This is a genomic window from Clostridium sp. TJA038 (assembly GCF_058310255.1).
In genome coordinates this window covers 41821-67702 of record NZ_JBZEFA010000002.1, presented here as the reverse complement: position 1 = coordinate 67702, position 25882 = coordinate 41821, and the positions used below count along the sequence as shown (strand labels likewise).

The 25882-nt window shown below is 24.4% G+C and carries 23 protein-coding genes and 1 tRNA gene; 22 read left to right on the top strand and 2 right to left on the bottom strand.

Annotated elements, in window-relative coordinates; all coding sequences use genetic code 11:
- Positions 1-3 precede the first annotated feature (3 nt).
- The 13 genes from AC4FQV_RS06230 to AC4FQV_RS06170 all read left to right on the top strand — a co-directional run bounded on the left by AC4FQV_RS06230 (position 4) and on the right by AC4FQV_RS06170 (position 14645).
- Positions 4-1110, top strand: coding sequence for a glycosyltransferase (locus AC4FQV_RS06230; RefSeq protein ID WP_491165068.1), 1107 nt, complete (start codon positions 4-6; stop codon positions 1108-1110).
- A 10-nt stretch (positions 1111-1120) separates the two neighbouring features.
- Complete coding sequence (locus AC4FQV_RS06225) at positions 1121-2245, top strand: glycosyltransferase (RefSeq protein WP_491165066.1); 1125 nt, start codon at positions 1121-1123, stop codon at positions 2243-2245.
- Positions 2246-2248: 3 nt separating this feature from the next.
- A complete protein-coding gene (locus AC4FQV_RS06220) occupies positions 2249-3580 on the top strand; it encodes an O-antigen polymerase (protein ID WP_491165064.1) in 1332 nt (443 codons plus the stop codon).
- 2 nt (positions 3581-3582) lie between these two features.
- A complete protein-coding gene (locus tag AC4FQV_RS06215; protein WP_491165061.1) occupies positions 3583-4812 on the top strand; it encodes a nucleotide sugar dehydrogenase in 1230 nt (409 codons plus the stop codon).
- A 31-nt stretch (positions 4813-4843) separates the two neighbouring features.
- Entirely contained in the window at positions 4844-6289 is a 1446-nt protein-coding gene (locus AC4FQV_RS06210; protein ID WP_491165059.1) for an oligosaccharide flippase family protein, read from the top strand.
- Positions 6290-6745: 456 nt separating this feature from the next.
- Positions 6746-7684 carry a UTP--glucose-1-phosphate uridylyltransferase GalU gene (gene galU / locus AC4FQV_RS06205; protein WP_491139584.1) on the top strand — a complete coding sequence of 313 codons (939 nt, stop codon included), beginning with the start codon at positions 6746-6748 and terminating at the stop codon, positions 7682-7684.
- Between the two features lie 229 nt (positions 7685-7913).
- A complete protein-coding gene (locus tag AC4FQV_RS06200; protein WP_491165056.1) occupies positions 7914-8603 on the top strand; it encodes a VanZ family protein in 690 nt (229 codons plus the stop codon).
- A 96-nt stretch (positions 8604-8699) separates the two neighbouring features.
- Positions 8700-8775 (top strand) — tRNA-Met (locus tag AC4FQV_RS06195).
- Between the two features lie 301 nt (positions 8776-9076).
- Positions 9077-11272: an alpha-galactosidase gene (locus AC4FQV_RS06190; RefSeq protein WP_491165054.1), complete on the top strand. Its 2196-nt coding sequence runs from the start codon at positions 9077-9079 to the stop codon at positions 11270-11272.
- Positions 11273-11513: 241 nt separating this feature from the next.
- A complete protein-coding gene (locus AC4FQV_RS06185; protein ID WP_491139581.1) occupies positions 11514-11960 on the top strand; it encodes a PTS sugar transporter subunit IIA in 447 nt (148 codons plus the stop codon).
- A gap of 86 nt (positions 11961-12046) precedes the next feature.
- Positions 12047-12322 carry a PTS sugar transporter subunit IIB gene (locus AC4FQV_RS06180; RefSeq protein WP_491139580.1) on the top strand — a complete coding sequence of 92 codons (276 nt, stop codon included), beginning with the start codon at positions 12047-12049 and terminating at the stop codon, positions 12320-12322.
- Positions 12323-12373: 51 nt separating this feature from the next.
- The gene (ulaA, locus tag AC4FQV_RS06175) at positions 12374-13645 is read left to right on the top strand and encodes a PTS ascorbate transporter subunit IIC (RefSeq protein WP_491165051.1); all 1272 of its coding nucleotides are present in this window, start codon (positions 12374-12376) and stop codon (positions 13643-13645) included.
- 202 nt (positions 13646-13847) lie between these two features.
- The gene (locus tag AC4FQV_RS06170) at positions 13848-14645 is read left to right on the top strand and encodes an HAD family hydrolase (RefSeq protein WP_491165049.1); all 798 of its coding nucleotides are present in this window, start codon (positions 13848-13850) and stop codon (positions 14643-14645) included.
- Positions 14646-14809: 164 nt separating this feature from the next.
- On the opposite strand, the gene AC4FQV_RS06165 is transcribed toward AC4FQV_RS06170, so the two are convergent.
- Entirely contained in the window at positions 14810-15256 is a 447-nt protein-coding gene (locus tag AC4FQV_RS06165; RefSeq protein WP_491139577.1) for a MarR family winged helix-turn-helix transcriptional regulator, read from the bottom strand.
- Positions 15257-15515: 259 nt separating this feature from the next.
- Between AC4FQV_RS06165 and AC4FQV_RS06160 the strand changes: the two genes are divergently transcribed.
- From AC4FQV_RS06160 to AC4FQV_RS06120, 9 genes are all read left to right on the top strand, one after another.
- Positions 15516-17777, top strand: coding sequence for an ABC transporter ATP-binding protein (locus AC4FQV_RS06160; RefSeq protein WP_491165047.1), 2262 nt, complete (start codon positions 15516-15518; stop codon positions 17775-17777).
- Positions 17770-19623 carry an ABC transporter ATP-binding protein gene (locus tag AC4FQV_RS06155; protein ID WP_491139575.1) on the top strand — a complete coding sequence of 618 codons (1854 nt, stop codon included), beginning with the start codon at positions 17770-17772 and terminating at the stop codon, positions 19621-19623. Before AC4FQV_RS06160 ends, AC4FQV_RS06155 begins: the two co-directional genes overlap by 8 nt.
- 223 nt (positions 19624-19846) lie before the next feature.
- Positions 19847-20377: a hypothetical protein gene (locus tag AC4FQV_RS06150; protein WP_491139574.1), complete on the top strand. Its 531-nt coding sequence runs from the start codon at positions 19847-19849 to the stop codon at positions 20375-20377.
- A 328-nt stretch (positions 20378-20705) separates the two neighbouring features.
- Positions 20706-20846 (top strand): hypothetical protein, encoded by a 141-nt coding sequence (locus tag AC4FQV_RS06145; protein WP_491139573.1) that lies wholly within the window; start codon positions 20706-20708, stop codon positions 20844-20846.
- Positions 20847-21256: 410 nt separating this feature from the next.
- Positions 21257-21898 (top strand): manganese efflux pump MntP, encoded by a 642-nt coding sequence (locus AC4FQV_RS06140; RefSeq protein ID WP_491139572.1) that lies wholly within the window; start codon positions 21257-21259, stop codon positions 21896-21898.
- 168 nt (positions 21899-22066) lie between these two features.
- Positions 22067-22480 carry a hypothetical protein gene (locus tag AC4FQV_RS06135; RefSeq protein WP_491139571.1) on the top strand — a complete coding sequence of 138 codons (414 nt, stop codon included), beginning with the start codon at positions 22067-22069 and terminating at the stop codon, positions 22478-22480.
- Positions 22481-22723: 243 nt separating this feature from the next.
- Positions 22724-23839 carry a 4-hydroxybutyrate dehydrogenase gene (locus AC4FQV_RS06130; protein ID WP_491165045.1) on the top strand — a complete coding sequence of 372 codons (1116 nt, stop codon included), beginning with the start codon at positions 22724-22726 and terminating at the stop codon, positions 23837-23839.
- An 8-nt stretch (positions 23840-23847) separates the two neighbouring features.
- On the top strand, positions 23848-24042 hold the full coding sequence (locus tag AC4FQV_RS06125; RefSeq protein ID WP_491139569.1) for a hypothetical protein: 195 nt from the start codon (positions 23848-23850) through the stop codon (positions 24040-24042).
- Between the two features lie 38 nt (positions 24043-24080).
- Entirely contained in the window at positions 24081-24764 is a 684-nt protein-coding gene (locus AC4FQV_RS06120) for a TrkA C-terminal domain-containing protein (protein ID WP_491139568.1), read from the top strand.
- 87 nt (positions 24765-24851) lie between these two features.
- Here AC4FQV_RS06120 and AC4FQV_RS06115 read toward each other — a convergent pair whose 3' ends face one another.
- Positions 24852-25304 (bottom strand): MarR family winged helix-turn-helix transcriptional regulator, encoded by a 453-nt coding sequence (locus AC4FQV_RS06115; protein WP_491139567.1) that lies wholly within the window; start codon positions 25302-25304, stop codon positions 24852-24854.
- Positions 25305-25882: the final 578 nt, after the last annotated feature.

Genomic DNA, 25882 nt, shown 5'->3' with positions numbered 1-25882 from the left:
ATTATGAAAGAAATTAATATTTTAGTAGATGGTATGTGTCCAGGAAAAGGTGGAGTTCAAGAGTATTTAATGAACTTATATAGAAATATAGATAATAATACAATAAAATTTCATTTTATCGTATGTGGAGAGAAGTGTGAATATGAAGAAGAAATTCTTAATTTAGGAGGTAAAGTACATTATATAACAGAAAGGAAAAAAAATGTTTTTAAAAATATAATAGGTTACTATAAAATAATTAATAGGAAAAAATACGATATATTTTATCATAATTCTAGTGTACTATATTATAATGTACCATTTATCATTTCAATATTAAAAAAAATTAAATTTAATATAGTACATGCTCATAATACTAAAAGTGATGATATGAATTTTTTATATTATGTATTACATGTATTTAATAGATTTTTAATAAATAAATTTAGTAATAAAAAGTTAATGTGCTCTAGTTTAGCTGGAGATTGGATTTTTGGCAAAAACAATCATAGTGATGCTATAATGATAGCTAATGCTGTAGATATTGAAAAATTTAGATATGATTATAAAAAATCAATTAAGATAAAAGAAAAGTTAAATCTTAGAGATAGTTTGGTAATAGGAAATGTAGGAAGATTTAGTTATCAAAAAAATCATGATTTTTTATTAGATATTTTTTATAATTTAAAAAAAGAAATTAAAGATAGTAAGTTAATTTTAATAGGAGATGGTGAATTAAAGGGAAAAATAATAGAAAAGATAAATAAATTAGGATTAAATAATGATGTAATTCTTTTAGGAAATAGAAATGATGTAAATGAATTGTTACAAGCAATAGATATATTTTTAATGCCATCTAGGTTTGAAGGATTAAGTGTAGTTTTAATAGAAGCTCAAGCTATAGGATTACCTTGTATTGTATCAGATAATATTACTAGAGAAGCTGCTATAACACCAAATATAAAATATTTATCTATAACACAGGGAACAAATATTTGGGTTAAAGAAATAATAAAATTTAATAATTCATTTAAAAGGTCAGATCAAACAGATAATGTTATAAAAAACGGATTTGAAATAAAAAATTCAGCAAAAAAAGTAGAAAAAATTATTAAGGAATTAGTTAATTAAGGTGGGATATATGAATAAAAGCTTAGTTTACATAAGTACTTTTGAGTTTAATAGTATAAATACTAATGGAGTATCAAAAAAAATTTATCAACAAATAAAAACTTTTGAAGATTTAGGATACAATGTTTTTTATACAACTAAAATAGATAATAAATTTTTTGTTTGTAATAAAGATAAAAAAATTTATTTAATGGATTCTAAAAATAAATATTTTACTGATATGTTTATTTTTTATAATAAAATTTTAAAGTGGATATTAAATAATTTAGATTATGCTATTATATATTCAAGGCATTATGGTTTAAATTTTTATACAAATAAATTGTTTCGTCAATTGAATAAAAAAGGGTTTAAGAATATTTTAGAGATTCCAACTTATCCTTATAAAAATGAGTATATAAATTCATTAAAAGGAAAGTTATTATATTTTCAAGATTATATTTTTTCAAAACAAGTTAAAAAATATTTAAATTTAATAATTAATTTTAATGAGTATAATAAAATTTTTGGAGTTAAGGCTATTGCTATAGAAAATGGAATATTATTAAAGGACTATAGAATTCATAATCATATTAATAAAAATTATTTGGACATAAATTTAATTGCAGTAGCATCAATGAAAGAGTGGCATGGGTATGATAGAATTTTAAAGGGATTAGGAAATTATTATAAAAATATAGATGTAAGAGCAAATGTAAAAATTCATATTGTTGGAGAAGGTCCAGAAATTAAAAAGTATAAGGAAATTGTAAGTTATTATAAAATTGAAAATAATGTAATGTTTTATGGGAATTTGGGAGGGGAAAAATTAGATGATTTATTTGATAAATGTGATATTGCTATTGGGTCTTTAGGTTTATATAGAATAGGTCTAAATAGAGTTTCTACTATAAAAACTAAAGAATATTGTGCAAGAGGTATACCTTTTGTATATGCATACATTGAACCTAAAATATCTAAAAATGAAAATTTTGTTTTAATTTTACCTAATGATAATAGTGATATAAATATAGATGATATAATTTCTTTTTTTTATAAAACTAAGACAATTGATAAAAATAAAATTAGAATTTTTGCTGAAAAAAATTTAACTTGGAAAAAACAATATGAAGGAATATTTGAGAGATTGGAGTAAGATGTGAAGAATGATTTATTATTTATAATTGATTTTTGTACATTAATAATAATGAGCATATTTTTCTTTATTAGTATATATAATATTTTAAAAAAAAAAGGCAAAACTGTTCATATAATTTATATAATTATTTACCTTATATATTCATATCAAATAATATATAATTTATTTTTTAATTATGAGTATTATTCTAAGTTTAGAGGATTTATTATATCAAGATATGATGTAAAAACTTGTATATTAACAGATTTATTTTTGATAATTATGACAATAATTTTATTTGTATTTGGAAAAGATAAAAATGATAAAAATTGTATATTAAATTATGATAAAAATGAAATTATAATAAAAAATAAATTTTTAGAAAATTTATTTAGAATTATTTTAATATTTATTATGTTTATGCCTATTATAAAGGTAATTATGTCAGGAAATTATATGGATTTTTTAAAATATGGAGCTATTGCTTTAAATCCAAATATTTTTAATATTAATACAGTTGATTTATATAATCAAATATTTACACAATCTTTTCTTAGTATTATATGTGTTGGAATATATATATTAATCAGTAGAAAAATAACTTTAATAGATAAAATTTTATTAACAATTTTAACTTTTACTAATATTTATCTGAATGGAAAAAGAAATATAGTAATAATAGCAATAGCTATTATATTAATATGTTTGTATATAAAACAAAAAATTTCAGAAAAACTATTATTTATTTATGGTTTATTATTTATTTCAATTTTTATTGTATATTCTTTTGTTTACGTTGAAATTTTAAAAACAGGAAATGAAAGCAATAATATTTTTGAAAGTTTATATATTGATATAGGAAGAACTGATAGATTGAAAATGGCTATATATTCATTACTTTATCCTAAAGAACTTAAAATTTTAGACTATACTGGGCAAACATTTTTCTTTACACTATTTGCTTTTATACCTAGATTTTTATGGCCTTTGAAAGGATATCCATATTATAATTATTTTTCTTATAAATTATTTTTCCCAAGTCCATATTTAATACCTTATGATAAAATAAGTTCTGACTGGGTAACTTATGGACTAAGTGGGATGACTACTAGTTTTTTCGATGAAATGATTTCTAATTTTTCATGGTTAGGATTTATACTTGGACCATTTATAATAGCTAAATTATGTAAATATGCTGATAAATCTAATATTATAATGAAATTATTAACTATATTTTTAATTACCCAATTAGTTAGAAATATTATATCACCATTTCAATTTTATATGTGGTTTATACTTTTTTTAATTTATAAAATAAAAGATAAAATGAAAGTAAAAAATAAAGGAGTTTAAAAATGAGTAAATTAAATATTATTGGATTAGGATACATAGGATTACCAACAGCTTTAATGTTTTCAGCAAATGGAATAGAAGTAGTTGGTACAGATATAAATAAAAATTTAGTTGACACATTAAATAGAAAAAAATTGACATTTAAGGAGGAAGGATTACAAAATATATTTGAAAAAGCATTAGATAATGGAATAGAGTTTAAGTGTAGTTATGAAAGAACAGATAAATATATAATTACAGTACCTACACCATATATTAAAGAATCTAAAAAAATAGATGCTACTTATGTTAAAGAAGCTACTAGAAGAGTATTAGATGTTTGTGAATCTAATACTATATTAGTTATAGAATCGACAGTATCTCCAGGAACTATAGATAAATTTGTTAGGCCTATAATAGAAGAAAAAGGGTTTATAATAGGGAAGGATATACATTTAGTACATGCTCCCGAAAGAATAATACCAGGAAATATGGTTTATGAATTAGAAAATAATTCAAGAACTATAGGAGCTGATTCGGAAGAAATTGGACAAGAAGTTAAGTCGTGGTATAAGTCTTTTTGCAAAGGTGATATAGTAGTAACCAATATAAAAATAGCTGAAATGAGTAAAGTTGTTGAAAATACATTTAGAGATATAAATATAGCTTTTGCAAATGAATTGACTAAAATGTGCAATAGGGAGGGAATGGATGTTTATGAACTTATAAAAATAGCTAATAAACATCCAAGAGTTAATATACTACAACCAGGTCCAGGTGTTGGTGGACATTGTATATCTGTAGATCCTTGGTTTTTAGTGGGAGATTATCCTGATATAGTTAATGTAGTTTTAGGAGCCAGACAAGTTAATGATGCTATGCCACAATATGTATTTGATAAGTTACATAAAATAATGAAAGAAAATAATATAAAGGATTATTCTAAGGTTGGTTTATATGGATTAACATATAAGGAAAATGTAGATGATATGAGAGAAAGTCCAACTTTACAATTATTAGATATATTTTATAAGTACAATATGACTGATATAAAAGTATACGATCCTTTTATAAAAAATAAACTTTTTGTTGGACAATCTCTAGACTTAAAAGAATTTTTAGATGGAATTGAATTTATAGTAATTTTAGTTGCTCATGATGAGATAAAAATTAATCAAGATTTATTAAAAAATAAAATAATATATGATACTAGAAATATTATAAATTATGGTAAAAAAATATATAAAATATAAATTTATATTTTATATATGGAGATTAATTTAAATGGATAAAAAAATAATAAAAAATTTTATATATAATTCTGGATACCAAATTTTAACTATGTTATTGCCTATAATTACTGTTCCATATGTTTCAAGAGTTTTAGATGCTGATTCTATAGGAATATATAGTTATACTTTTTCAATAACTCAAATTTTTTTAATAATAGGTATGTTTGCTGTAGGTTCATATGGTGTTAAAGAAATAGCTAGTAATCGCAGTGATTTAAATAGTATAAGCTATAAATTTAATGAAATAAGACTGATGCAAGTTATTACTATGAGTTTAGCAATAGTGATATATATTATTTTATTTTTGGTTATTTTTAATAATAATTACAAAATTATGTATACTATACAAAGTATAAATTTATTTGCAGGATTAATTGATATATCTTGGTTATTTATTGGGATTGAAGATTTTAAAAAAATAATTATTAGAAATATATTTGTTAAATTAATATCATTAATATTTATTTTTATCTTGGTTAAAAACAACAGTGATTTGTATTTATATACTTTAATACTTGCTATTTCTAACTTTTTAGGTAATTTATCTATGTGGGCTTATAAAAATAAAACTGTAAAAAAAATAAAAAATAATAAGTATAATATAAAAAAGAATATATTTTTTGCTTTTACATTATTAATACCGCAATTGTGTTACGAAATATATACTTCATTTGATAGAAGTATACTAGCTTGGGTTAGTACTATTGATAATGTTGGTCTTTTTGACCAAAGTCAAAAGATAATAAGAATAACTATAAGTATAGTAACTTCTTTAAGTATAGTAATGTTGCCTAGAATATCTAATATGATAAATAATAGTTGTAAAAAGGAAGTTAATATTTTATTAAAAAAAAGTTTTGATTTAATATTGTTTATTTCTGTAGGATGTTCTTTTGGAATCTTTGCTATAAGTGATAATCTTGTTCCTTGGTTTTATGGAGAAAGTTATTTGGGGGTTACAATGTTATTAAAAATTTCTTCAATTATATGCTTATTAACAGCTTTAGGAAGTTTTTTTAGCAATCAATATGCTATACCTTATGGTAAAAAAAAGGCATATATTATACCTATAGTTGTAGGAGCAGTAGTAAGTATTTTTTTAAATTTTATACTAGGATATAGATATGGCGCGATAGGTGCTTGTATATCTGTTATTTTAACTGAATTAATTGCATTAATATTAAGAATGATATATTTAAGAAATGATTTTAAATATAAATATTTATTTGAAAATATTATTTATTTTTTATTTTCTGGAATAATAATGGTCATTTCAATAAAAATTTTAGATAATGTATTAAATTTAAAACCTAATATAATGTCAACTTTAATAGAAGTATTTATTGGATTCTTTACTTATTTAGGAGTATTAATTTTAATCAAAAGAGATTATTTAAATTTAACTAAAAATATTTTATTAAAATTAAAAAATAAATAAATTAAAATCAACTTTTTGTGTTTAATAATATTTAAATAAATCTATTAGAGAAATATTATAAAATAATAAAAGTTTATAAAAAATCCAGTTAGATATATGTTTAAAATTCTACTGGATTTTTACTTTAATAATTTATATTAAAGTAAAAGTTATATTAGTTTTATTTTTCCTATTTGAATATGTTTTTAAGAATGTTATAAAGATTAAAAAATAACTAAATAAAATTTATGGGAAAGTTAATTATGCAGGGTATGATAGGTATAGAAAACAATATAATAATATACTAAAAAATCTATAAATATTAAATATAATATTAAATCAAATTAAATTAAATATTTGAAAATATTAGATAAATTATGATATAATTTTTATGAAATGTTAAATAAAGTAATAAATTTAGTTGATATTTTTTAGTTAAATGAAAAATATAAATTACAATTATAAGGGGATAAAGAGATGAACAATAAAATAAGAAAAGCTATAATTCCAGCAGCAGGACTTGGAACTAGATTTTTACCAGCAACAAAGGCGCAACCTAAGGAAATGCTTCCAATAGTTGATAAGCCAACTATTCAGTACATAATAGAAGAAGCTATAGCATCTGGCATAGAGGAGATTCTTGTTATTACAGGAAGAAGTAAAAAATCAATAGAAGATCATTTTGATAGAAATATAGAACTTGAAATAGAACTTGAAAAGTCTGGCAAAACTGAACTTTTAGATTTAGTTAGAGATATATCTGAAATGGTTGATATTCATTATATTAGACAAAAAGAACCTAAAGGACTTGGACATGCTATACATTGCGCAAAGACTTTTGTAGGAGATGAACCTTTTGCTATATTACTTGGAGATGATGTTGTTTATAATGAAGGAAAACCTTGCTTAAAGCAATTAATAGATTGTTATAATGAGTATAGAACAAGTGTACTAGGAGTTCAAACTGTTCCAAAAGATAAGGTTTCCAAGTATGGAATAGTAGATGGAAAACATATAGAGGGTAGAGTTTATAAGGTAAAAGGACTAGTTGAAAAACCATCACCAGAGGAAGCACCTTCAAATGTTGCAATATTAGGAAGATACATAGTAACACCAAGAATATTTGAAATATTAGAAAAAACTGAGCCGGGAAAGGGTGGAGAAATTCAATTAACTGATGCCCTTTTAGAGCTTATGGGAGAAGAAGCTATGTATGCTTATGATTTCGAAGGAAGAAGATATGATGTTGGAGATAAGTTAGGATTTTTAGAAGCTACTGTTGAATATGCTTTAAGAAGACCTGAACTTAGAGATGGATTTATTGATTATTTAAAAGAAGTAGTAGTTAAAGAGCATATATTTACTAAAGATTTAGAAAATAACGAAGAAAAATTAGAAAATAAAAAAGAAGATTAGTATAGAGCTATATCAATTTATTTTGTAAAATATTATGACAATATTTAATTTAAGTTAAATATTGTCATAATATTAAGAATAAAAATTTGATATGGCTTATTTATTATTGAAATTGATTTAAAAAATTAAAATTGGATATAATTAATAAAGATTTTAGAATTTTAGTTAAAAATTTTTATAAAATATAATTATTAAATTTTAATATGAAAAGTAATAATAGGAGAATTTTATGATAATTATTTCTCAAAATGTTTTTTTTGTAGTAGGAGTTTTAGTCTTTTCTTTATATTTAATAATATTTAAATTAAGTAAAGAGAGTAATGAGAATATTATTTTAGAAAAATATTTTTCTAAGGAAGAAATATTTTTTTACTTATTTTGTATATATTTAATAGGAGTAGTATCTAAAGCTTATTTTCCTTTAACTATAGCTTGGGGAAAAAATTTAGTTTATAATCCTCCACAAATGTGGTTAAATCCATTAAAAAGTTTAAAAGAGATTTATTATTTTAATGGATTATATGGTTTTTTATATCAAATAATAGGAAATTTAATTATGTTAAGTCCTTTAGCATTTTTTCTATGCTATTTTTATAATAAAAATGAGAATGACTTGATTTTTGGAAGCAAATTAATAATAAAAGTAAAGAATTTTTTAAAGAAGCTAGATAATAATAAATATATTTTAATAAAGGGAGAAAAAATTCCTTCTTTAAAATCAATTTTAAAATTTTGTTTTTTTACTTCTTTATTTATAGAAAGTACACAAATTATAATATCTTTAATTTTTCCAAATACACAAAGATTTTTTGAGGTTAATGATATTATACTTAATACTTTAAGTGGAGCTATAGGATATTATGTTTACATAAAAATGTTAACTTGTAATTTAATAAAAAATAAGCTTTTAAATAAATAAGAAGAGATTTTTATTATTTTAATTTTAAAATTCATTAATAATATTTGACTTATCATAAAAATAGGTATATACTTAGAATAAATTAAAAAATAATGACGCGGGATGGAGCAGTTGGTAGCTCGTCGGGCTCATAACCCGAAGGTCGTAGGTTCAAGTCCTGCTCCCGCAACCATAGAAAAGTTCTACTTTTTAAGTAGAACTTTTTTTATTTTTAATTTAAGGTATTAAAAAATATATTTATATAAAAATTAATATATGAAAATATGATAATAGCTTTAATTTATAGAAAAATAATAATATAATTTTGTTAAAGGATAAATTTGTATTATTATACTAAAAATAGAATTATTTAAATGTATATAATTATTGAATATTAATTATTAATTATTTTATTAATTAAAGTTTTATTATTTTTAGTGTTTTATATAAATTGTGATTATATGAATATAAGGGGAGGAGTTAATAATAACTTTATGAGAACTATGGGAATAAATTATAATAATGATTTTAAAACATTTCATTTAAAAACAAAAAGTACAAGTTATATATTTAAAATTACGGAAACAGGACATTTAAGTCATCTTTATTGGGGAAGAAAAATTAAAAGTGATAATTTAGAGTATTTTTTTAGAAGGAAAGCTTTTGGAAGCTTTTGTGCTGAAACAGAAGGAGGAAATGGATTTCAGTTAGAGTTAACTTCTCAAGAATGTGCAACCTTTGGTGCAACAGATTTAAGAAGTCCTAGCTTAGAATTTCAATATGAGGATGGAACTTCAGCAACAGACTTAAGATATAAATCACATAAAATATATAAAGGAAAGAAAAAAATTAACTCCTTACCTCATGTTTATATTGAAAATGATAATGAAGCTACTACTTTAGAGGTTAATTTAGTAGATTCTTTAAAAAAAATAGAAGTTATTTTAACTTATAATGTTTTTGAAGAATTTGACGCTATTACAAGAAGTTTAAAAATTATAAATAATAGTGATGATGATGTAAATATTGAGAGGGTTTTAAGTGTTAATTTAGATTTTAAATCTGAGGATTTTGATTTAATACAACTTTCTGGCGCCTGGGGAAGAGAGAGACATATTATTAGAAGTTCTTTAAGAAGTGGTAGTCAATCTGTTGAGAGTAGAAGAGGAGCAAGTAGCCATGGACAAAATCCTTTTATAGCTTTATGTACTAAGGAGGCTAATGAAAATTATGGAGAAGTTTATGGATTTAGTTTAATTTATAGTGGAAATTTTTTAGGTAATGTAGAAGTTGATATGTATAGAAATTCAAGGGTTCAAATAGGAATAAATCCTTTTGATTTTAAGTGGTTACTTGAAAATGGAGAAGAATTTCAAGCACCTGAAGTAGTTTTAGTTTATTCATCAGAAGGATTTAATAAAATGTCTCAAATTTACCATAATCTTTATAGAAATAGACTATGTAGAGGTAAGTTTAGAGATAAATTAAGACCTATACTTATAAATAATTGGGAAGCTACTTATTTTGATTTTGATGAAATTAAAATAAAGGAAATAGCAAAGGAAGCTTCAACTTTAGGAATAGAATTATTTGTTTTAGATGATGGATGGTTTGGAAATAGAAATGATGATAAAAGCTCTTTAGGAGATTGGTTTGTGAATGAGAATAAGCTAAAGGGTGGTCTTAAAAATTTAGCTAGTGATATAAATAAAATGGGATTAGATTTTGGATTATGGGTTGAGCCTGAAATGATTTCACCATTAAGCAAACTATATGAAGAACATCCTAATTGGTGTATTCACATTAAAGGAAGAGATAGGTCTAAAGCTAGAAATCAATTAATACTAGATTTATCAAGAAAAGAAGTTTGCGACTATATAATAGAAGCTATAAGTAATGTTCTTGAAAGTGCTAATATATCTTATGTTAAGTGGGATATGAATAGAAATATGACTGAGGTTGGTTCTTTAGGCTTACCTTCAGAAAGACAGAGAGAAACAGCACACAGATATATTTTAGGTTTATATAGGGTGATGGAAGAAATAACAAATAGATTTCCAAATATATTATTTGAAAGTTGTTCTGGAGGAGGGGGAAGATTTGACCCTGGAATGCTTTATTATATGCCACAAACTTGGACAAGTGATGATACTGATGCTATAGAAAGACTTAAAATACAGTTTGGAACATCTATGGTGTATCCTACTATTTCAATGGGGTGTCATGTTTCAGCAGTTCCTAATCATCAATCAAATAGAATAACCTCTCTTAAAACTAGAGGTGTATCTGCAATGGCAGGTAATTTTGGATATGAACTTGATATAACTAAATTAAGCAATGAAGAAAAAGAGGAAATTAAAAAGCAAATAGAGCTTTACAAGGAAATTAGAGAAACTGTACAATTTGGAACTTTATATAGATTAAATAGTCCTTTTAATAACAATGATGTATCTTGGATGAGTATATCTAAGGATAGAAAGGATATTGTTGTAAGTTATATTAGAAAAAATGCTTTAGTGAATGAAGATTTTAGAAATTTAAAGCTTATAAACTTAGATAAAGATTCAGAATATGAAGTTATTGGAGAGGATGTAACTCTTAGAGGCGATGAACTTATGTATATAGGTTTAAATATTCCAAAACTTTATGGTGATTATGTTTCTAAACTTTGGAGATTAAAGAAAAAATAAATTTTATAATAATATTATCAAAAAAATAAATAGTTTTTATAAGGGAATATCTCATATAAATTTAAAAATAAAATTTATATGAGATATTTTTATTTTAGTCAAATTAAAAATGGATTTATTAAACTTAGTTGTCTTAATTAGTATATTAAATTGACTTTATAGCAATTGAAGTGATAATATACTAAAGTGTTTTTAATAATTATTAAAAATTACATAATTTATTTTAATAATTTATAGAAAGATGGTGGGTATTATTAGAAAATTATTAAAAGATAATAATATAATTTTACAAGCTAAAGTTTTAGATAAAGATGAGGCTATTAAGTTAGCAGCTAAACCCCTTATAGAAGAAGGTTTTATAAAAGAGGAGTATGTTTTTGACATTTTAGATAAGGTAAAGGAACTTGGACCTTATATGGCTATTATGCCTGGGGTTATTATAGCTCATTCAAGACCAGGGGATTATGTTTTAAAAGAGTGTATGAGCCTTTTAACCTTAGAAAGTCCTATAAATTTTAATCATGAAGAAAATGACCCTATATATATTATTTTTATTATTGGAGCTAAGGATAGTAATTCTCATCTAGATGCTCTTGAAGATTTGGCAAGAGTATTAATAAATGAAGAATATTTAAATATTATAAAAAGTACTAATAATAAAGAAGAAATTCTTAAACTTTTTCTTTAGCAAATTAAAGCTTATTTAGAAAGAACTTTTATAATATTAAAAGATTTTATATGAAATTTAATTTTTTAGAAAGGAGGGTTGAGTATATGAAAATAGTTACTGTATGTGGGTTTGGTGTTGGGACTAGTTTGCTTTTAAAAATGACTATAGATTCTATTCTTTCTGAGGAAGGTATTAATTTTCAAGTAGAAGCTAGAGATATGACTTCAATTTGTGGAGAGAAATTTGATTTGATTTTTACTTCAAAGGAAATAGGAGAAGAAATAAAATCTAATATTAATGGAAAACTTATATATATATCAAATTTTATGGATAAGAAGGAGGTCAAAGAGAAACTTTTAAAAGCTTTAAAAGAAGCTTAATATAACTAGAAATTTTATATTTTAAAAATTAAATAAAAGGAATAATTAGACATGAAAGAAGTTTTAGATTTTTTTGTGAGTTTTTTTAGAACTCCAGCGTTATTTATAGGTTTTGTAGTGGCAATTGGATTGATTCTACAAAAAAAGCCCTTAGATATTACTTTAAAGGGAATATTTAAAGGGATTATAGGAATGATAATTTTATTAAAGGGAGTAGAGATTGTTGTTTCATCAATTACTCCTTTAGCAAATGCTTTTTCAGGACTTTTTAATACGGAAAGTAATAGTACTTTAGGAGATTTCAATATATTTTTAGGACAGTATGGAAGTTATGTAGGATTAATACTTCTTTGTGGATTTATTTTAAATATATTAATTGCAAGATATACAAAGTTTAAAACAGTATATTTAACTGGTAATATATTATTTTGGTATCCAATGCTTTTTTTAGCTGTTGGTATTGAAAATAATATAAGTGGTTTTAAATTATTTATATTTACATTATTTATGTATCTTTTAGTTATAACAATATTTCCATATTTGCTTAGAAAACATGTAAAGTATGTAACAGGAAGTGATGAATTTACAATTGGTCATACTGCATCAATATATTGTTTATTAGGTTCTTATATAGGAAAGTTAATTGGAAAAAAAGAAAATAGTATAGAAGATTTAAAGCTATCAAAGAGTTTAAGTTTTTTTAGAGATAACAATCTAACAGCAGCAATTGTTATGTTTATAGTTTATGTATTAGTAGGATTATTGATAGGAAAAGAGGCAAGAGTTAGTGTATATGGTCTAGAGCCACTTTTAACATATTCTTTAATTCAAGGAGTAACATTTGCAGCGGGAATGATAATACTTTTAACTGGAGTAAGAATGATTTTAGGAGAAATAATTCCTGCTTTTAAAGGAATTGCAGATAAACTTGCTAAGGAGTCAATTCCAGCTTTAGATATTCCAATGATTTTTCCATATGGTCCAAATGCATTATTAATTGGATTTATAGTTGCTCTTTTAAGTAGTATTGGGACATTATTTTTATTAGGAGCCTCTGGTACTTTAACCTTTGCACTTATACCTTTAGTTGTTGCATGTTATTTTGATGTTGCTCCAGGAGCTATATTTGCTAATGCTAGAGGAGGATGGATTGCAGCTATAATTACAAGTGCTTTAGGAGGAGTAATATTAATGCTTTTAGCATCATTATCTATAACCTTAGTAAGTGGAACAGTAGGAAATTTTATACAAACTTATGGTGGAAATGAATTTTCTATTTGGGTTATAGTAAGTGATTTAGTTAGTAAAATTTTTACTATATAAAATTTAATTTTAACTTAATATTTTTAATAAATAAATTATATAAAAACTTACAGGTATATTTAAAGATTTGTTATTTTTCTTTTTATAATATTTGTAAGTTTTCTTTTTATATATTTAAATTTTATCTTTTTAATATATAGGCTTTTAATAAGATAAAATAACTTATGATATCATAATAATTATGAAGAGGAGGGTAATTTTTATGAAAGATTTAAAAGGAATAGTATTTTTTGATGTAGATGGTACATTAATTGATTGTGTAAAAGGAATATATGAACCTACAGATAAAACAAAGAAAGCTATTAAGGAATTAAAAAATAATGGATATTTAACTATACTAGCTACAGGAAGACCTATGAGTTTTATTGATGAAGGTTTAAGAGATTTAAATTTAGATGGATATATAGCTTCTAATGGAACTTATATAGAGATAAATACTAAAGTAATTCTTAATGATGATATAAAAGTAGACAAGTTAAGAGAGATAATTGATTTTTGTATTAAAAATGATATTGATTTTATTTTAGAAGGGCAAGAGAAAAGTTATGTGTTAAATGATGATGTTATAAATAGAATGGTTGAAAATTTTGCCCTTCCAAGAGAGAATTTTACATCAAAGTGGGATGTTAATACTGTTTCAACTAATAAAATTGTAGTTATTGATAATAATAAGGAAAGCTTTAAGGAGTTATTTAAGAAGTTTGGTGATGAATTTGTATTTATGCAACATCCAGGACATTCTTCTTATGATATGTATAGAAAAGGATGTACAAAAGCTCATGGTATAGAGTACTTAATAAACAAGCTAGGTTTAAATGATAAAGATACCTATGCTTTTGGAGATGGAGAAAATGACATAGAGATGTTTCAAAAGGTTAAGTATGGCATAGCAATGGGAGATGCACATAAAACATTACTTCCTTATGCATATAAACAAACTGGAAATGTGAAAGAAGAGGGCATATATAATGGATTAGTAAGCTTAGGTTTAATAAAATAAACATACTAAAGCCTTATAATAAGTACATATTAATTTGATAAAAGTTATTTTTAAGATATTTTTAGAACTTAGAAAATTCAAAATTAAAGTTTTCTATAAATAATTTGGCTTTTCTAAGGTTCTAATTAATATCTTCTATTTAAAATTATAATTTAAAATAATCCTTAGTCCATTTTAGAAAAAATATTATTTAGTTCTTTAGTTATAGACTTAATTTTTTGTAATTCTTCAGGAGAAAGAGATGATATTTTTTTTTCAAGATGCTTTTTAGTTTTTTCTCTTTGTTTTAGACAAAAATCATGCCCTTTGTCTGTTATTTTTACTCTAATTATTCTTCTATCATTAGGGTCTGTAAATCTTTCTACTAAATTTTCTTGTATAAGTTTATCAATAATTGGAGTCATATTTGATTTTGATATAGATAGATTTTTTGCTATTTCAGAAACAGAAGCTTCTCCGCTTAAATGTAAGTAAAAGACAACCTTAGCATGTGATGGTGGTATAGACAATCTTTTAACAACATCATCATGACTAAATACCTTTCTATTTAAACACAATAATAGGGTATAAAGTTCCTCGGTAGCATCTGTTAAATTTTCTAAGTTACTCATTATTACCTCCTATAAATTTTTAGTTTATTTATATTATCTATAAATTAATAATTTTTAATTTGTAAATAAGGTGGAAAAAACAATTATATTATATAACTTTTATAATTATTATACACCAAAAATAGTTATTGACATAGAATAGTTATAAAAATATAATTAATATTAAAATATAACTATTCATGAAAATAAATTTGAAAAATATTTTTAGGATTAATTTAATTTTTAATAATAAAATTTCAAAAAGAAAAGAGGGAAATAAATGTCAAAGCTAATTAAATACTTAAAACCATTTACGGTATCAATTTTAGCTGTTATAGTACTTCTTTTTGCTCAAGCAATGTTTGATTTATCCTTACCAGACTATATGTCAAATATAGTAAATGTAGGTATTCAACAAGGAGGAATAGAAAATTCGGTTCCTCAGGTTATTAGCAAATCAGAATTTGATAGGCTAAAGCTTTTTATGAGCAAAGATGAATTTAAAAAGGTAGAAGACAGCTACACTTTAATTAATAAGGACACCTTATCTGAAAGTGAATATGAAAAAGATGTTAAAAAATATCCAGCTTTAGAAAAGGAAGACCTTTATAAGTTAAATACAAAAAATAAAGAAGACATTAAAGAATTAGATTCCATTATGGGAAAAGCTATTATTATTGTTGGAGGAATTGAAGATAAGGGTATAGAGGGAATTATGAAAGGTTCATCTCTTACAGGAACATCAGGAAATTCAACTAATAATGAGGCACTTAAAGGACAAGATCCTTTCTTTATAATTGAAAAGATGCCAGAGAATCAAAGAGAAGATATGCTTAAAAAAATAGATGAAAAGTTTGAAACTATGCCAGATAGTATGGTAAATCAAACTGCAACTACTTTTATAAAAGCAGAATATAAAAATTTAGGCATGAACTTAGAAAAGATACAAAGTCAGTACATAATTAAAACTGGAGGATTAATGATTCTTTTAGCTTTAGGAAGTATGGTGGCTGCGGTATCTGTAACTTTAATAGCTTCAAGAGTTGCTGCAGGATTTGGTAGAAATCTTCGTAGTAGAGTTTTTGGAAAAGTTGTTAAGTTTTCTAATGCTGAATTTGATAAATTCTCAACAGCATCACTTATAACTCGTAGTACAAATGATATTCAACAAATACAAACTCTTATGGTTCTTTTACTTAGAATAGTATTCTATGCTCCTATTTTAGGTTTAGGAGGTATTTTAAGAGTTGTAAAAACTGATACTGGTATGTCATGGATAATAGCTGTAGCCTTAGCTGCTATACTTGCTTTAGTAGCAGTTTTATTTGGACTTGCTATTCCTAGATTTAAATTAATACAAAAACTTGTAGATAAATTAAATTTAGTAGCTCGTGAATCTTTAACAGGTATGTTAGTAATCCGTGCTTTTAATACTGAAAAATATCAAGAAAAGAAATTTGATGATGTAAATAGAGATGTAACTAGAATAAATTTATTTGTAAGTAGAATAATGGGTGGAATGATGCCACTTATGATGCTTATAATGAACCTTATAACTATACTTATAGTATGGGTTGGGGCTCATAATGTAAACAATGGAATTATGCAAGTTGGGGACATGATGGCCTTTATTCAATATACAATGCAAATTATAATGGCATTCTTAATGATATCTATGGTATCAGTAATGCTTCCTAGAGCTTCTGTTTCAGGACAACGTATAGCTGAAGTTTTAGATACTGAGGAAAGCATAAAAGACCCAGAAAAGAAAGATGAATTTAATGAAGCTAAAAGAGGATATGTTGAATTTAAAAATGTATTTTTTAAATATCCTGGTGCTGAGGAATATGTTTTAAAGGATATTTCATTTACAGCAAAACCTGGTGAAACAACTGCTTTCATTGGTGGAACTGGAAGTGGTAAGTCTACTTTAGTTAATTTAATACCTCGTTTTTATGATGTTACTAAGGGAGAAATATTAGTAGATGGTACTGATATAAGAAGTGTTTCACAACATGATTTAAGAGAAAAAATAGGATATGTTCCTCAAAAAGGAGTTTTATTCTCAGGAACTATAGCAAGTAACTTAAAATATGGTAAAGAAGATGCTATGTTAGAGGAGCTTCAAGAGGCAGCAAATATTGCACAAGCTTCAGAGTTTATAAATACTAAGGCATTAAAATATGATGAAGAAATTTCACAAGGAGGTACTAATGTATCTGGTGGACAAAAGCAAAGATTGTCTATTGCTAGAGCTTTAGTAAAAAATCCTGATATATATATTTTTGATGATAGTTTCTCAGCCCTTGACTTTAAAACAGATGCAGCTGTTAGAAAAGCACTTAATGAGAAAACATCACATAGTACAATGCTTATAGTTGCACAAAGAATAAGCACAATAATGGGAGCAAATCAAATAATCGTATTAGACCAAGGTAAGATTGTTGGTAAGGGAACCCATAAGGAACTTCTAGAAAATTGTGAGGTTTATAAGCAAATAGCTTTATCTCAACTTTCAAAGGAGGAGCTAAGTAATGAATAGAGAAAGAAAAGGCGGAATGGGCGGTCCAATGGGAAGAATGGGTGGCCCAAGGTCTGTGGAAAAAGCAAAAGATTTTAAAGGAACAATGAAAAAACTTCTAACCTATTTAAAACCTTATAGCTTATCAATAGCAATCGTGCTTTTGTTTGCCATAGGTAGTGCTGCATTCTCAATTGTAGGACCTAAAATTTTAGGTAAAGCTACTACAAAAATCTTTGAAGGATTAGTAGAGAAAATAACAGGTGTTCCTAATGCCTCTATAGATTTTAGTTATATTGGAAAAATAGCAGCTGTTTTAATAGTTTTATATTTAGTTAGTACTTTATTTGGTATTATTCAATCTTTTATAATGTCTAATGTAGCCCAAAAGGTTTCTTATAATTTAAGAAGACAAATATCAGAAAAGATTGATACTTTACCACTTAATTATTTTGATACAAGAACAAATGGAGAGGTTTTATCAAGAATTACAAATGATGTTGATACTGTAAACCAAACTTTAAATCAAAGTTTATCTCAAATAATAACTTCAATAGTTACTTTAATTGGGGTTTTAATAATGATGTTATCCATAAGTTGGATTATGACTTTAGCAACCTTTATTATACTTCCAGTATCAATGCTTCTTATTTCTTTAGTTGTTAAGAAGTCTCAAAAATACTTTAAATCTCAACAAGAATACTTAGGACATTTAAATGGTCAAGTAGAAGAGGTTTATGGAGGTCATAATATAATGAAGGCCTTTAATAGAGAAGAAGCTTCTACTAAAGAATTTGATAGCTTAAATAATACTTTATATAAATCAGCTTGGAAATCTCAATTCTTATCAGGGATGATGATGCCTATTATGTCCTTTGTAGGAAACTTAGGATATGTTTTAGTTTCAATTCTTGGAGGATGGTTAACTATTAAAAGTGTTATAACTGTTGGGGATATACAAGCATTTATACAATATGTTCGTTCTTTCAATCAACCAATAGCACAAATGGCTCAAGTTGCAAATATAATGCAATCAACAGCAGCTGCTGCTGAGAGAGTATTTGAGTTCTTAGAGGAAAAAGATGAAACTAAGGACCCAGTAAATCCTGTGGACACTTCAAATATTAAAGGTGAAGTTGAATTTGACCATGTTCATTTTGGATATAATCCAGAAAAAATAATAATAAATAATTTCTCAGTAGATGTTAAGCCAGGACAAAAGGTTGCTATTGTTGGACCAACAGGAGCTGGTAAGACTACAATAGTTAAATTGTTAATGAGATTTTATGATGTAAATAGTGGAAGCATTAAAATTGATGGACATGATATAAGAGACTTTAAGCGTGCTGACTTACGTAATCTATTTGGTATGGTTCTTCAAGATACATGGCTATTTAATGGAACTATAATGGAAAACTTACGTTATGGAAGATTAGATGCAACTGATAAAGAAGTTAAAGAAGCTGCTAAGGCTGCTCATGTTGATAACTTTGTAAAAACTTTACCAGATGGATATAATATGGTTTTAAATGAGGAAGCAAGTAATATATCACAAGGACAAAAGCAACTTTTAACAATTGCTAGAGCTTTCTTAAAAGACCCTAAACTTTTAATATTAGATGAAGCTACAAGTTCAGTAGATACACGTACAGAACTTTTAATTCAAAAGGCTATGGAAAAGCTTATGGAAGGAAGAACAAGTTTTATTATAGCTCATAGACTTTCTACTATTCGTGATGCGGATTTAATTCTTGTTATGAAGGATGGAGATATTGTTGAACAAGGAAATCATAAAGAATTATTAGCAAAAGGTGGTTTCTATGCAACTCTTTATAATAGCCAATTTGAAAAGAGCAATGTATCTTAGAAAGAAGTTTTAAATATATTATAGCTAATAGAAGTATATTTACTTTTATTAGCTATAATTTTTTTATAAAAATTTTATTGTTTAAAGTTTATTTACAATTTTGCTTTGAAAAAATAAGTTTTGTAATTTATTTTAAAGAAATTTGTACTATAATTAGATGAAGATGCAAATCATATACATTTGCATATAAAACACATGAAAAATAGGTGGGGGAGAAAATAAAATGAATAAGAAAAAGATTGTTGCTATTTTAATAACAACTTCTTTGTTATTAACATCTTTAGTTGGATGTGTATCTAAAGAAAACTCTAAGGATAAAAGTCATGAAAAAGCAAATGTTGAAAATAGTGTAGGAGAGTCAGTAGTCCTTAAGGATTTAAGTGATTATGTAGGAGATAATTACAATGATTTTTCTAAGAAAAATGGAGATGGAAGTGAACATATAGAAAAAGTTGAGGGGAAAAAGGTCATAATTTCTTCAAGTTACCCTACTAGAATGTTTAATTACAATGCAGATTTAATATTAGACCTTGATGATTCAAAAAATATAAGTGCTGTAAGTGTACATTTTAAGGGTGTTTCAATTGATAATATATTAGAAGATTTAAAAAAGGAATTAGGAAATCCAGAAATTAAAGAAGATAAAGAAAATGGAGATTCTAAGGATTATTCTTGGGAAAAGGAAGGTTTTCAATATAAACTTTCTCAAGTTGGAGAAGAAATAATAATAACTGTTAATAAAAGCTCTATATAAAAATTAAGGGATTTATAAAAATAAATCCCTTAATTTTTTTATATTTTTCTTTAATATAAGATAATTAAAATAGATATATTTTATACAAATATTTATAATTTCAATTGTTTTTAATAATGTGAGAAAAGCTAATGTAATGTATAGAAATATATGTAGTATTAGGGAAAATAAAATGTTTTTACTTTAAATCAATGAAAATGAAACTTTATTAATTTTTACAAAGATTTTTAATAAGAGTAATATGAAAGTAAATACTAATAAAAATAAACTTAGCCTTTTGAAATTAAATTTTATCTATGCACTTTTTAAGTTAAAGGAGGTTTTTTAAATGTCAAAACATAATAAAATGTGTCATTGTGATGCAGAACATTCAATAAAGGATGAAAAAGAAAAAGTTGAAGAAATGAGAAAAGAAGAAGAAAAAATGGCTAGAAATATAAAGAGCCATGAAAAAAATTGTGGTAAATAGATTATTCTGTAGAGATAGAGATAATTTTATTTAGATGAAATTATCTCTATCTTTATTTTTTATTAATTAAGGGAACTTATTTAAATTACTTATTTTTAAAATAAATATATTAGTTTGAGAAATAAATTTGATTAAATTAGAGTAAACTATAAGGAAAGTTTTTATAAAATAAATTTAAATATATTAAGGTTGATTTATGCAAGTATTTATGATAAAGTTTTAAAGTATTTAATAAACTTTGTTTTCATATGAGGGAGTAGTTAGCTCAAAAAAAGTATGAGTGATTAAGTCAACAAATTGATTAAAAAGAATTTTTTAATCTGGCTTAATCTTAAATAGCGAGACTTATATGCAGTTTTTTGCTGCATATAAGTCTTTTTTTATAAACTTTTCATTATAGGAGGATTTTTATGAGTATTTTATCAATTGTATTAACTGGTTTTGGTCTTGCTATGGATGCTTTTGCTGTATCTATTGCTAAGGGAATAACGCTTACTAAGGTTAGAGTTAAAGATGCCTTAAGAGTTGCTTTGTTTTTTGGAATATTTCAAGGCTTAATGCCCTTAATAGGATGGGGAGCAGGAAGGTATTTTTCAGAATATATAAAAGCCTTTGATCATTGGATAGCATTCATTCTATTAGGTTTTATAGGTGGCAAGATGATATTTGAGGCTTTAAAAGAAAGAAATGAAGAAAAAAGAGAAGTTGCAGTATCAATGGAAATAAGTGAAGAGAAAGAAAAAGAGTTATTAAATAATAGAAGAAAAGAAGAGTTAAGTTTTAAAAATCTTACAGTACTTGCTATTGCAACTAGTATAGATGCCTTAGCAGTTGGAGTTAGTTTTGCATTTTTAGGAATACCAATAGTTAAGAGTGTTATAATAATAGGGCTTATTACTTTGGTTTTATGTTTCTTTGGAGTTATAATAGGTGAAAAATTAGGAGATATATTAAAAAATTATGCTGAAATAGTAGGTGGAGTTGTACTTATATTAATAGGTATAAATATATTGTTAGAACATACAGGAATTCTTGAAAAAATATTCTCTTAGTAACATAATTAAGGTAAGGATACATATAAATTTTATCCTTTAGAATAGTCTTAGGCTTAATGTTTTAAAACTTAAAAATATTACTTGTAATAAGGTATATACAAGTGATATAAATATATAGGTAGTTTTAAAGCAAGATTTTAATATAATACTAAGGAGGTATTTTACATGTATGTTGCTTTTGGAAATAGAGTATTAGATAGTGAAGAAATAAAAAGAGAAATAGAAAATAACACAGAGGTTAAAGTTGTAAGTGATTTATGCAAAAGCTCAAAAAGAGAGGATATAATTGCATTTAAGTTAAGTGTAGACATGGAGATTTTAAGAGGTCTTATGAGAGAAAATTCTGACCTTAAGGATTTAAATGATGAGGAGTTATTTGAGGATTACTTAGATTTAGCTGAAGAAGTTGCAAGTCTTATTTTTGAGTACATGCCAGAAGATGCTATTTTAGATATAAGGTCATATAAGCTTGATATGTCTTATGATGATGTAAAATTAATAATGGTAATGGCTAATGAAAGTCTTGGTATAGCTAAGGTTAATGATGTAATGAAAAGATTATTAAGACAGGTAGATTAATTTATTTTTTTACTTGTATTTTATTGATTTTTTAAGGAAAATAATCTATAAGGAGTGTTTTATCTCTTTATAGATTATTTTTTATTACCTTTAATTTTCTTTGGAGAAAAAAATAAAATTTTAGTATAATTAAATTATTGATTTATTGTAAACAAATATTAAATTTAAGTGAAAATTTCAATTAATTTAATTTTTTCTTTAAATCATTAGTTAAAATATATTAGAGATTTAGTAGGTGGTTTTATGAAACTTTTAAGTTTAAATACGGAAATATTAGGTTTTGAAAATTCTTATGAATTTGCAAAGGAATTAAATTTAAATAGTAAAGATTTAATTTTTACAAACAAAAGAATTTATGAAGGAAGTTTTAAAGATTTATCCTTAAAATGTAATTATATTTTTAAAGATAAGTATAACTTTAATGAACCAAATGATGAAGTAATAGACGAAATTTTTAAAGATATAAAAAAAATAGACTTTAATAGAGTTATAGCTATTGGTGGAGGGTCAATTTTAGATGTAGGTAAGTTATTAGCTTTAAAGGATGTAGAAAGTACAGCTAAGTTATTTAAAAGAGAGATTAATATTATAAGAGATAAAGAACTTATAATAGTTCCTACAACTTGTGGAACAGGAAGTGAAGTAACTAATATATCTATTGCTGAAATAAAGAGTGAGAAGACAAAGCTTGGATTAGCTGTAGATGAGCTTTATGCTGATAAAGCTATTTTAATACCTAGTCTTTGTAAAACTATGCCCTATAAAGCTTTTGTTTATAGTTCTATTGATGCATTAATACATAGTATAGAGGGATTTTTATCTCCAAATTCTACTCCTTATACAGATTTATTTGCCTTTAAGGCTATTGAAATGATTTTAGTTGGATATAAGGAAATAATAGAAAAGGGAGAAGAACATAGAAATGATATAATGGATAAATTTTTAATTGCAAGTAATTATGCAGGAATTGCCTTTGGAAATGCTGGAGTTGGAGCAGTACATGCATTATCTTATCCCTTAGGAGGGAAATATCATGTTCCTCATGGAGAGGCAAATTATCAATTTTTAATGGCTGTATTAAATTTTTATAAAGAAAAGAATAGTAAAGGTAAAATATTTAATCTGTCAAAATTAATAGGAAATATATTAAATGTAGAAGAAGAAAAGAGTTACTCAGCTTTAGAAAATCTTTTAAATAAATTGATTAAAAGAAATAATTTAAGAGATTATGGCATGAAATATGAAGAAATTAAAGAGTTTTCAAAAAGTGTTATTAATAATCAAAAAAGACTACTAAAAAATAATTACGTTTCTATGAATTTAGAGGATATGGAAAAAATTTATGAGTCTTTATATTAGGAGGTCTTATGAAATTTTTAAGGATAATTATAATTTCAGGAGAAGTTTTACTTGTAGGGTTATTACTTTTAGGGATTGTTTTTAAGATATCTGGATATATAGAGAATAAAAAAGAAATAAGTTATAAAGAGAAAACACATATTAATTCATATAAAAATCAAGAAGAGCATTTTACAAATTGTGAAATTGAATTTTTATTATAATAATTTAAATTAACTAATGGGGAAAGGAGAGGGAACTTATGGTTTTAGTACTTACATTTATTTTATTTTTAATGCTATTTCTAATAATAGTAGATTTCTTCGCTATTTTATTTAGACTTACAGGAGTGCCTATAGAAAAGGCTAGGTTTCAGGTTACATCACTTTTAACAGGGACTGGATTTACAACGAAAGAAAGTGAAATAATAGTTCAACATCCAACTAGAAGGAAACTTGCTATTTGGCTTATGGGATTTAGCTATGCTAGTACTGCAACTATTATATCCTTTGCAGTAAATATAATAACTAGTAGCGTAATAGATATTGGTTCTTTAGCTATTATTATTGCATTTATTGTATTTATTGTATTTTTCCATAAAACTTCCTTGTTAGAAAAGCTTGAAAATAAAATTGAAAAATTTATTGTTCAGTCTAAAATATGGGATAAGATTAATTCAAAACACTTAACTTTAATAACTAATACTAAGGGGTTTGGAGTTTATGAAATATATCTTTCTGAAAAAGCTACTATTATTGGAAAAAGTATAATAGATAGTAACCTTAAGGCAAATGAAATAGAGGTTTTAAATATAGATAAAGGGGACAAGTTTGTTAACTTCCCAACACCTGATTATGTTTTTGAGGTTTGTGATAAAATAACAGTATATGGTAATGTTAAAAACATTAAATCTATGTTTAATCATATAAATGAAATTAAAGAATAAAATGAGTTAATATGCAAATAATTTTATAAAACTTACAAGCATTTTTAATGTTTGTAAGTTTTTCTTTTACATAAACTCATTTTTGTTTTATATTTTTAAATTATTTAAGTTTTTAATCATTTTATTTAAGACAACATCAAAAAGTGCAAGTTCATCATCAGTTAAGTCTTCTAAAAGCAATTTAAAGAATTTGTTGCTAACTTTATTTAAGACATTAAGAGTTTCGTTAGCTGAAGGAGAGATATATAATCTAAAGATTCTTTTATCATTTTCATCCTTTTTTATTGATATAAGTCCTTTTTTTAATAAACTTTCTATAGACCTAGATATTAATCCCTTAGATAGTCCAGAAAATTCAACTATATCTTTTGCTGTATTATAATCTAAGTTTTCTTGTAAAAAAACTAATATTTCAAATTCATTATGCGTTAACCCTAATTCATTTAGCGTTGGTGAAATAAACTTTTTATATGTTTTTTTTGCTTTTGTAAAAGAAACTAAAAAAGCATTTCCATTAGGATTAAGGGCCTTTAATTCCATTAATCTTCCTCCTTGAATAGTTCAATTGTAAACTTTATTTAAATTATACCTTAATTTGGTTTATAAGTAAACTATATAATATTACTTTAAAGAATTCTATAAATTAATTATTTAATTTACTTTTTATTTAATTTATTTCTTTTTAAGCTGAACTTTAATTTTAAAAAGCTTTTGAATTGTTTTTATAGAAAAGTAAATTAAAATTATTTATATATTTTAAAGGAATAAATAAAAAATTGAAATAATTTATTCTAAAATATGCATTTCTAAAAATACTCTCAAATTTTAATATGCTTTTCATTTTACTTTTTTATACCATAAAAAACAAGAATATTTTAATTAAATAGTAAAAAAAGACAATAAAAATTAACATTTTAATAAATTTTATTAAAATGTTATAAAAGTTTTTCTCGAATGTTTTTCTATAGTAAACAATTGTGTTGTTATGATACACACAGAAAAAAAGAGTATTCAAGAGCAAATGTAATCAAATTATTAATAAACTTGCAATAATTTGTTAAGAGGAGGTTTGATTAAGGGTAAAAATGTATTTATAATTAAAAATGTGTTAACGGAAT